Here is a 9217-nt window from a genome sequence, read left to right on the forward strand (position 1 = left end):
TCCCTTTCCCCCTCGCCCCCTTGGGGGAGAGGGTTGGGGTGAGGGGGTAAAGATCTCAGCCACAAAAAAGCCCGCCCAGGTTCACACCTCGGCGGGCTTTTCATTGCAGCGATTATTATGCGGCGCGTTGGGCCTTCTCTTCCTCACCCAGACAGGCTGCGGCGGTGAACAAAACATCGGTGGACGAATTCAACGCCGTCTCCGCCGAATCCTGCAACACCCCAATAATGAAACCAACCGCGACCACCTGCATGGCAATCTCGCTCGGAATACCGAACAGGCTGCACGCCAGCGGGATCAGCAGCAGCGAACCACCGGCTACGCCCGACGCACCGCACGCGCAGATCGCCGCTACGACGCTGAGCAGGATTGCGGTCGGGATATCCACGGCAATGCCCAACGTGTGCACGGCCGCCAGGGTCAGCACAGTGATGGTAATCGCCGCACCGGCCATGTTGATGGTCGCGCCCAGCGGGATCGACACTGAATACGTATCTTCATGCAGGCCCAGACGCTTGCTCAATTCCAGGTTGACCGGAATGTTCGCCGCCGAGCTGCGGGTGAAGAACGCGGTGATGCCGCTTTCGCGCAGGCACTGGAGGGTCAGCGGGTAGGGATTGCGACGCAGTTTCCAGAACACGATCATCGGGTTCATCACCAGCGCCACGAACAGCATGCAGCCGAGCAGCACGGCCAGCAGATGCGCGTAACCGATCAGCGCGCCGAAGCCCGAGGTGGCGAGGGTCGAGGCGACCAGGCCGAAAATGCCCAGCGGTGCGAAGCGAATCACCACGCGTACAATCAGGGTCACGCCATTGGACAGGTCACCCAGCACTTCGCGGGTGGTGTCACCGGCATGCCGGATCGCGACCCCCATGCCGATCGCCCACGCCAGAATGCCGATGAAGTTGGCGTTCATCAGCGCGGTCACCGGGTTGTCGACCACGCTCAGCAGCAGGCTTTGCAGCACTTCGGCGATGCCGCCCGGTGCGGTCACGGCAATATTGTCGGTCGACAGCACCAAGTGCGACGGAAACGCCATGCTGGCAACCACTGCGACCACCGCCGCGGCGAACGTGCCCAGCAGATACAGAAACAGAATCGGCCGGATATGGGTTTCCTGGCCGTGTTTGTGATTGGCAATCGAGGCCATCACCAGCACAAACACCAGAATCGGTGCCACGGCTTTCAGCGCCGAGACAAATACCTTGCCGATAAATGCAGTGCTTTTCGCCGCATCCGGGGCGAACATCGCCAGGGCGATACCGGCAATCAGACCGATCAGGATCTGCGTGACCAGGCTCAGGTTCTTGAGGCGGTGCAATAGAGAAGGGGAAGAAGCGGTCATAACGGCATCTCTGATTTTTTATAGGGTGCAAGGCTGCGCGAAAGCGGTGGCAATATCAGGGGCAGGCCACCGTCACGAGCCGAAAGGTCTGACGCAACATCAGCGCTTTTAAACACGACGCTGAATAGGCTGTTCGTTTTTCAGGGCGCGGACTTTATCACAGCGTAGGCTTTATCCTTCAGGGCTGTGACGATCTGCCACCCGACTGACCGTCAAGATCGGCAGGTTTGTGCAAGTCAGTCTCGAAACACTCTGTTAAGATTCTCCATCCTCATTTTCAAGTTCTGCCAGCGGGCCTTACGGTCAACGCTGGTGTCGTCGTTTTGCTGGAGTTTCCCATGCTGTTGCCCATCCTTCTGTTGTCTGCCGCCGGCTTCACGGTGCTGACCACGGAGTTCGTCATCGTCGGCCTGCTGCCGTCGATTGCCCGCGACCTTGAAGTCACGATCCCGCAGGCCGGTCTGCTGGTGACTCTATTCGCTTTTACCGTGGCGATGTTCGGCCCATTCTTGACCGCGTATTTCGCCCGCTTCGAACGGCGGAAACTGTTTATCACCATCCTGATCATGTTCGGCCTGGCCAATACCGTGGCCGCGCTGGCGCCGAACATCTGGGTAATGGCGATTGCCCGCTTGATCCCGGCACTGGGGCTGCCGGTGTTCTGGGCGCTTGCCAGTGAAACGGCAGTGGACATCGTCGGCCCGGACTATGCCGGTCGCGCCATCGCCAAGATCGGCTTCGGCATTGTCTGCGCCACGGTGTTCGGCATTCCGGTCGGCACGCTGATTTCCGACGCATTCGGCTGGCGCAGTGCTTTCGGCATTCTCGCGGTTATCGCGTTTGCCAAGGCGCTGTTGTTGTTTGTCTACCTGCCAAAAACCGATCTGCACCAGCACCAGGTCAGCTTCCGCTCACAGTTCAAGATCCTGCGCAGCCCGTTGATGATTGGCCACATCCTGCTGTCGATTCTGGTGTTCAGCGGCATGTTTACCGCTTACACCTATCTGGCCGACATTCTTGAACGCCTGGCCGGATTCAACGGCACGGTGGTCGGCTGGTGCCTGATGGGCTTCGGCGCGGTGGGGCTAATCGGCAACTCCTTGGGCGGGCGTGCCGTGGACCGGCATCCGCTGGGGGCGTCGGTGTTGTTCTGTGCGTTCATGATTGCCGGCATGGTGTCGCTGGTGCCGAACATTCATTCGCCGTTGGGCTTGGCGGTGGCGATGGGCATCTGGGGCGTGACCCAGGCGGCGCTGTTCCTGGTCAGCCATGTGCGTCTGATGAAAGCCGCGCCAGAAGCGCCAGCCTTTGCCGCCTCGTTGAATATCGCCGGGGCCAATCTGGGGATTGGCCTGGGCGCCATGGTCGGTGGCCGGGTCATCGACAGCGCAGGTCTAGGCTTCCTTGGCTTTGCTGCCGCCGGGTTCATTCTGCTGTCGGTGTTCCTCGCCATGGTCTTGATGACGCTCAAGCCGCGCGAAATGTGCGCAGAGGCGTCATAACGCGGTAAACAGCTCGCGTCGGGCACCTTCGGTAATCGCAACGATGCCGGGGTGCTTGACCTTGCGCTCCACCGAAATGGCGTAAAACGACTCGGTCACGGCATCGGTCTGGCCAATCAGCTCGACGCCATACTGGCGCCTCACCTCATCGGCAATCACGCTCGGACCGATGAAAATCCCGCTGCCGGATTGGCCGAATGCCTGCATCAAGGCACTGTCATCGAACTCCCCAACGATTTGCGGCTGGATCTGCTGCTCGGCAAACCAGCGCTGTAAACGGCTGCGCACCACGGTTTCCGCCCCGGGAATCAACAGTGGCGCGCCGTGCAGGCTGCGCGGAAAGTCCTGCCCGTAACGCTCGGCGAGTTCGGCGGTGGCGAAGAAACTGATCCCGCACTCGCCGAGCTTCTGGCTGTAGCCCTTGATGTCGAGGTGCGACGGCATCGGACTGTCGGAGATCACCAGATCGAGACGTTGAATCGCCAGATCCGCCAGCAAGCGTTCGAGTTTGTCCTCGCGACAGGTGATGCGCAGCGGCTCGTTCAGCTCCATGGTCGGCGCGATCAGGAGATAAACGATGGATTTTGGCACCACATCGGCAACGCCGACGCGGAACAGGATCTGCTGTTCGTTGGGCTGGGCGCGCAGCATCAACTCCAGTTCGCCGCCCAACTGAAACATCTGCTCGGCGTAGGGCAGGGCCTGGCGCCCGGCTTCGGTGAGTTCGAGCTGCCGGCCCACCCGTTTAAACAAATCGATGCCGTAAGTTTGTTCGAGCAGGGAGATCTGTCCGCTGATGGTCTGCGGTGTCAGGTTCAGTTGCTCGCAGGCACGCACGATGCTGCCAGTCTTGGCCACCACCCAGAAGTAATGCAGTTGTCGGTAATTGAGCATCGGTGCGTCCCTGGTGTGCGGATTCGTAAAAAACGAAGTATAGCCGCTGAAAATACGAATTTTCCTGAAGTGTTTGTCTCCCTAGAATGCCCAGTCATCGACGGCCGGTCTGTGACCCTGTCTGTTCATTCGAAGGAAGCCCCATGAAATACACACTCCCAGCGTTGTTGTTTACGTCTTTACTGGTTCTGACCGGTTGCGATCAGGCCGAGAAAAGCGCCCAGCAGTTGATGGGCAAAGCCGCCGAAAGTGCCAAACAGGCCATCGACGACACCCACAAAGCTGCCGAACAAGCGCTCAGCGATGCCACCGGCGGGCTGATCGAGAAAAAAGAAACCCCGGAAAAAGACTCGGAAAAATCCGAATCTTCCTCCAAGACCATCTAATTCGTCTTACACAGAGTCAGGACTGACCCATGGAATATCTGTTAGAACTCGCCGCCAGCCCCACCGCCTGGGTTGCTTTGGCCACACTGGTGGTGATGGAGATCGTGCTCGGCATCGATAACCTGATCTTTATCTCGATCCTGACCAACAAGCTGCCCGAACAGCACCGGCAGAAGGCGCGCCGCATCGGTATCGGCATGGCGTTGATCCTGCGACTGGCGCTGTTGAGCACCATCGCGTTTATCGTGCAGTTGACTGCGCCGGTGATCGAAATCCTTGGCCAGGCCTTCTCCTGGAAGGACATGATCCTGATTGCCGGTGGTCTGTTCCTGGTGTGGAAGGCAACGACGGAAATCCATCACAGCATGGATCCGGCGCCGGAAGATCCGAAGTCGGCCACGTCGACGGTGACCCTGGGCTTCGCGGCCGCTATCGGCCAGATCCTGATGCTCGACATGGTGTTCTCGATCGACAGCATCATTACCGCGGTCGGCATGACCGAACATTTGCCGATCATGATCATCGCGGTGGTGGTCTCGGTGCTGGTGATGTTGCTGGCGGCTGACCCGCTGGCCAAGTTCATCAACGACAACCCGACGGTGGTGATGCTGGCCCTGGGCTTCTTGATCATGATCGGCATGACGCTGATCGCCGAAGGCTTCGGTGCCCACGTACCGAAAGGTTATGTGTATGCCGCGATGGCGTTCTCGGCGGCGATTGAAGTGTTGAACATGATGTCGCGCCGGGCTCGGCAGAAGAAAGTGGCTGAGCAGGTGTAAACGCTGAAAATGCAAAAACCGCCTGAGCTATTGAAGTTCAGGCGGTTTTTTATGCTCAGGAGTTGTGCTGCGCATCGGAGCCAACCCCTCACCCCAGCCCTCTCCCGAGGGAGAGGGAGCCGATCCTTTGTTGTTTTCAAACCTGAGTTCGACTCGATATTTCAGGTCGATGTACTTCGGATGAACAACCCGGTCAACTCCCTCTCCCTCTGGCAGAGGGCTAGGGTGAGGGGCTATCGCTTCAGTGCGCAGTCGCGTGGCGAACGCGTTGCTTTTCAACTTTTTCAATGGGCGTGGTGTGAACCGGAGGGTGATGACGCCGCGCAATCCGCAACACCCCCCAAAGCATGGCGGCGGCAACAGCCAGCCAGCCGGCAATCAACATTACGATGGTCATGGTCAGGCTCATCAGTGCCTCCTCTCGCCCTGCATCGGGCGCACACTTTTCAATTCGCTCTGTTTCAGTGACAGTCTAGTCAACGCCGTGTTTCAGGCTATTGACCAAAGGTCGGTGGTGACCAATCAGTTCGCTCTATGCAATCGATGCGTCTACGGTTTAGAGCTATACCGCAGCCGTTCGCGGCCCTATGATCGCTGGCGTTGCCGGAACACGATGACCGGTGTCTGAACAGAGAGTGACGATGGTCCAGGTATTTTCTCGAATGCGTGCGGCGTTGCTGGTCGCTGGCTGCGTGGCGGTGTTGGCCGGGTGTGCGGGCAGTGTGGCGCCAGAGGTCAAGCGCCTGCCGGAGCGGGTCGAGCTCAGTGGCACCTTCTATAGGGGTGAGGCCAACCAGTCCGGGCCGCAGGTGCTCGCCAGCCTGTTGTCGCAGCAAGGGATCGTGATCACCCCGGGGCTGCTGGAGAAACCACTGCACCTGCCCGGTGCCGAAGACAAGCTGCAAGAGAACATGCAGAACCTTGCCCGGGAATACGGCATGGTTGTCTATCCGCTGGACAAGAATCTGCCGGCCTTGCTGACACAGGTCGCCGCCGGGTATCCGGTGATGGTGCGCTTTAGCGAAGGCTCGGCATTCTGGGCCGAACCGCGTTACGCAATCCTTTCCGGCTACGACCGCAACAAACAGAAAGTGCTCCTGCGCGCCGGTATGAATCGCCGCGAATTGATGGGGTTCAGTGCCTTCGAGTCGGCCTTCGAAAAGTCTGGCGGGTGGGCCATCCTGATCCAGAAGCCCTCGCAGATCCCGGCAGCCGTTGATAGTCAGCGATGGCTGAAAGCGGCCGATGAGTTGTCCCGTGCCGGTCAGGAACCGGAAGCGGCGCAGGCGCGCAAGGCGCTGGCTGCGCACTGACGTTCCGTTCGTCATTTGCCGGGCACGACTGCGCCCGGCAAGTCTCCTACGCATATAGCCCGTTGTTCGCGGGTGAATCAGGAGGCGACATGACAGATTCCCCATCTCCGCAAGGCCCGCATTCTTCCGAGCATTCTTCAGGCGATGATCTCGGATTCGACCCGGACTCCCCGGATCTCGATGATCCGCAAGTCGATCCTGTGGGGCCCGCCAAGGCGCCCAAGGATGTACAGCCCGGTGAGGACAACAAGAAACCGTCCAAACCCTACGATCCGTTAGCCGATCTCAAACCTTGAGGTGAGGTGCGTATGAGTACCGATTCAAGCTTCGATGACCAAAAGCCCGATAGTGTGCCGACCACGCCGGAAGAGGGCGTCGATCCGGTGCTGGACCCGGACAGTCCGATGCGCGATCCATTGGCTCGGCCTCTGGTAGCACCAGGGCTTGCGCCGGATCCGAGCAAGGGCGATGGCATTCCTGATGACGACAAGATGCCACTGCCCAATGACTGATTCACAGACGAAAAAAAGCCCCGAAGATTCGGGGCTTTTTCTTATGCTGCGATTTACTTGGACGCTTCAACCACGCCGCTCTGGCGCGCCTTGAGGTTTTTCTCGGCTTTGTATTGCTGAGCCACCGCCGGAACACTGGCGCTCTTGCCGGTTTCCATCCAGCTGCGAATGCGGCTGGCATCGGCAAAATGCGTGTACTTGCCAAACGCGTCGAGAATCACCAGCGCAACCGGGCGGTTGCCCATCTTCGTCACCAATACCAGGCAATGGCCGGCGGGATTGGTGAAGCCGGTTTTGGTGATCTTGATATCCCAATCGGCCTTGTTGACCAAGTGATCGGTATTGCGGAAACCCAGGGTGTAATTGGGTTTGCGGAAAGAGACGGTTTTTTCCTTGGTGGTGGTGAGTTCACTGAGGATCGGATATTTGCTCGCGGCCACCAGCAACTTGCTCAGATCGCGGGCAGTGGAAACGTTGCGCTCCGACAGACCGGTCGGCTCGACGTAGTGGGTGTTGGTCATGCCCAGTGCCCTGGCCTTGGCGTTCATCGCCGCGATAAAGGCGACATATCCACCCGGGTAGTGATGCGCGAGGCTGGCGGCCGCACGGTTTTCCGAGGACATCAGGGCAATCAGCAGCATCTCGCGGCGCGGCAGCTCACTCTTGAGTTTGACTCGGGAAAACACGCCCTTCATTTCCGGCGTGTGGCTGATATCGACATCGATCCATTCGTCCATGTTCTGTCGGGCTTCAACCACTACCAATCCAGTCATCAGCTTACTGACGGAAGCGATCGGCACGATCACGTCAGGGTTGCTCGAGTAGATGACTTTGTTGGTCTGCATATCCATGAGCAGGGCGCTGCCGGAAGCGATCTTCAATGTCGAAGCGTCACGTGGGGCAGCGGTGGTTTCCGCAGCGTTGATCGTTGGCGTGATGAATGTGCCTGTAAAAGCAAAAAACAGGCTCAGAATCGAAAGACGAATTTTCACGCTGGCAAACTCATAAAGGTTGGATATTCCGTTAGTTTGTAACGGGTTATTTCTTAAAACCGGCGCATTTTAGGAGTATGGCTGAAGAACTGTCGATGGTTGTTTGGAAGACCTGAAAATCTCGTGAAAAGGCCTGAAAAAAGAGGGGTTTCCGGCGAACGGTTAGTGTTTTTTCTCAGGCATGAAAAACCCCGCACGGGGCGGGGTTTCGGTACTGCGAAAAATACGGTTTAAGCGTGCAGGGTTTCCGCTGCATAAAGCGTATTTTCCAGCAGGCAGGCGCGGGTCATCGGGCCTACACCGCCCGGAACCGGAGTAATCCAGCCGGCGCGCGGCAGGGCGGTTTCGTAGACAACGTCACCGACCAGTTTGCCGTCGTCCTGACGGTTGATACCGACGTCGATGACGATCGCGCCTTCCTTGATCCATTCGCCTTTGACCAGGCCCGGTTTGCCGGCAGCCACGACCACCAGGTCAGCGCGGCCGACGTGGCCAGCCAGATCCTTGGTGAAGCGGTGGGTCACGGTTACGGTGCAACCGGCCAGCAGCAGTTCCATCGCCATCGGGCGACCGACGATGTTGGACGCGCCGACAACGACGGCGTCCATGCCATAAAGATCAGCACCCGTGCTTCCCAGCAAGGTCATGATGCCTTTAGGCGTGCACGGGCGTAGCAGCGGAATGCGCTGGGCCAGGCGACCGACGTTATAAGGATGGAAACCGTCAACGTCTTTGTCCGGGCGGATGCGCTCCAGCAGTTTGGAAGCGTCCAGGTGCTCGGGCAGCGGCAGCTGAAGCAGGATGCCGTCGATTGCCGGGTCGTCATTGAGACGATCGATCAGATCGGTCAGCGCCTGCTGAGTGGTTTCAGAGGGCAGGTCGTAGGCTTGAGAGAGGAAGCCGACCTCTTCACAGTCTTTACGCTTGTGCGAGACATAAACCTGAGAGGCAGGATCGCTGCCGACCAGGATCACCGCGAGGCCGGGAGTGCGCAGGCCTTGCTGGCGACGCTCGGCAACTCGTTGGGCGATCTGCTGGCGCAGGCTGGCGGCGATCGATTTGCCGTCGATTAGTTGTGCAGTCATTGCGCGTGATTAACCATCGAGAGGGGAAAAAAAGAGAACGCATTCTCGCATGTCGAGCGGTGAGGGCAAAGGCGCTTGGTCAGCAAATTCCCCTAACTCCTTTAATTAAATGAATTTTTTTCAAAAATGATTTGACGACCTTCGGAGCGCTCTATACTATTCGTCGCACTTGTCGGGCACAGCCTAGCACTGGTTAAGAAGGTGAAGCGGAATCAAGGTTCTGCAACACTGGAAAGCACTTAGTTTGTAGTCCTTTAAGAGTACAGATTAATAAGGCGCCCGTAGCTCAGCTGGATAGAGCATCCGCCTTCTAAGCGGATGGTCGCAGGTTCGAGTCCTGCCGGGTGCGCCATTAGGCAGCTTTGGCACAAGTAGCGTTATATGGTGGGCGTAGCTCAGTTGGTAG

General features: G+C 58.5%; 11 protein-coding genes and 2 tRNA genes (1 of these 13 cut by a window edge). 8 read left to right on the forward strand and 5 right to left on the reverse strand.

Translation table 11 applies throughout. The features are described 5' to 3' along the window. Positions 1 to 115: 115 nt before the first annotated feature. A complete protein-coding gene (sstT, locus tag AC3WMT_RS22140) occupies positions 116 to 1348 on the reverse strand; it encodes a serine/threonine transporter SstT (RefSeq protein ID WP_103305221.1) in 1233 nt (410 codons plus the stop codon). 338 nt (positions 1349 to 1686) lie between these two features. On the opposite strand from sstT, the gene AC3WMT_RS22145 reads away from it, so the two are divergent. Then, complete coding sequence (locus AC3WMT_RS22145; protein ID WP_103305222.1) at positions 1687 to 2850, forward strand: MFS transporter; 1164 nt, start codon at positions 1687 to 1689, stop codon at positions 2848 to 2850. On the opposite strand, the gene nhaR is transcribed toward AC3WMT_RS22145, so the two are convergent. Next, positions 2845 to 3744: a transcriptional activator NhaR gene (nhaR, locus tag AC3WMT_RS22150; RefSeq protein WP_103305223.1), complete on the reverse strand. Its 900-nt coding sequence runs from the start codon at positions 3742 to 3744 to the stop codon at positions 2845 to 2847. The two genes, AC3WMT_RS22145 and nhaR, sit on opposite strands and share 6 nt — an antisense overlap. Positions 3745 to 3887: 143 nt before the next feature. Here nhaR and AC3WMT_RS22155 point away from each other — a divergent pair, with 143 nt between their 5' ends. Next, positions 3888 to 4130 carry a hypothetical protein gene (locus AC3WMT_RS22155; protein ID WP_103305224.1) on the forward strand — a complete coding sequence of 81 codons (243 nt, stop codon included), beginning with the start codon at positions 3888 to 3890 and terminating at the stop codon, positions 4128 to 4130. 29 nt (positions 4131 to 4159) lie between these two features. Next, the gene (locus AC3WMT_RS22160; RefSeq protein WP_103305225.1) at positions 4160 to 4909 is read left to right on the forward strand and encodes a TerC family protein; all 750 of its coding nucleotides are present in this window, start codon (positions 4160 to 4162) and stop codon (positions 4907 to 4909) included. Positions 4910 to 5150: 241 nt separating this feature from the next. Here AC3WMT_RS22160 and AC3WMT_RS22165 read toward each other — a convergent pair whose 3' ends face one another. Then, the gene (locus AC3WMT_RS22165; protein ID WP_177431430.1) at positions 5151 to 5318 is read right to left on the reverse strand and encodes a hypothetical protein; all 168 of its coding nucleotides are present in this window, start codon (positions 5316 to 5318) and stop codon (positions 5151 to 5153) included. Between the two features lie 232 nt (positions 5319 to 5550). Here AC3WMT_RS22165 and AC3WMT_RS22170 point away from each other — a divergent pair, with 232 nt between their 5' ends. From AC3WMT_RS22170 to AC3WMT_RS22180, 3 genes are all read left to right on the forward strand, one after another. Then, entirely contained in the window at positions 5551 to 6222 is a 672-nt protein-coding gene (locus AC3WMT_RS22170) for a C39 family peptidase (protein ID WP_103305226.1), read from the forward strand. A gap of 89 nt (positions 6223 to 6311) precedes the next feature. Then, complete coding sequence (locus tag AC3WMT_RS22175; protein ID WP_103305227.1) at positions 6312 to 6518, forward strand: DUF6021 family protein; 207 nt, start codon at positions 6312 to 6314, stop codon at positions 6516 to 6518. A 12-nt stretch (positions 6519 to 6530) separates the two neighbouring features. After that, positions 6531 to 6734, forward strand: a complete 204-nt coding sequence (locus AC3WMT_RS22180) for a hypothetical protein (protein ID WP_103305228.1) — start codon at positions 6531 to 6533, stop codon at positions 6732 to 6734. 53 nt (positions 6735 to 6787) lie between these two features. Here AC3WMT_RS22180 and pbpG read toward each other — a convergent pair whose 3' ends face one another. Together pbpG and folD are read right to left on the reverse strand one after the other, a co-directional pair. After that, on the reverse strand, positions 6788 to 7726 hold the full coding sequence (pbpG, locus tag AC3WMT_RS22185) for a D-alanyl-D-alanine endopeptidase (RefSeq protein WP_103305229.1): 939 nt from the start codon (positions 7724 to 7726) through the stop codon (positions 6788 to 6790). Between the two features lie 230 nt (positions 7727 to 7956). Then, a complete protein-coding gene (folD, locus tag AC3WMT_RS22190; protein WP_103305230.1) occupies positions 7957 to 8811 on the reverse strand; it encodes a bifunctional methylenetetrahydrofolate dehydrogenase/methenyltetrahydrofolate cyclohydrolase FolD in 855 nt (284 codons plus the stop codon). A 275-nt stretch (positions 8812 to 9086) separates the two neighbouring features. Here folD and AC3WMT_RS22195 point away from each other — a divergent pair. Both AC3WMT_RS22195 and AC3WMT_RS22200 read left to right on the forward strand, forming a co-directional pair. Continuing rightward, positions 9087 to 9163: transfer RNA gene (locus AC3WMT_RS22195), tRNA-Arg, on the forward strand. Positions 9164 to 9195: 32 nt separating this feature from the next. Continuing rightward, positions 9196 to 9217 (forward strand) — tRNA-His (locus AC3WMT_RS22200) (it continues 154 nt past the right edge of the window).

It is taken from the genome of Pseudomonas sp. FW305-7 (genome assembly GCF_058786735.1).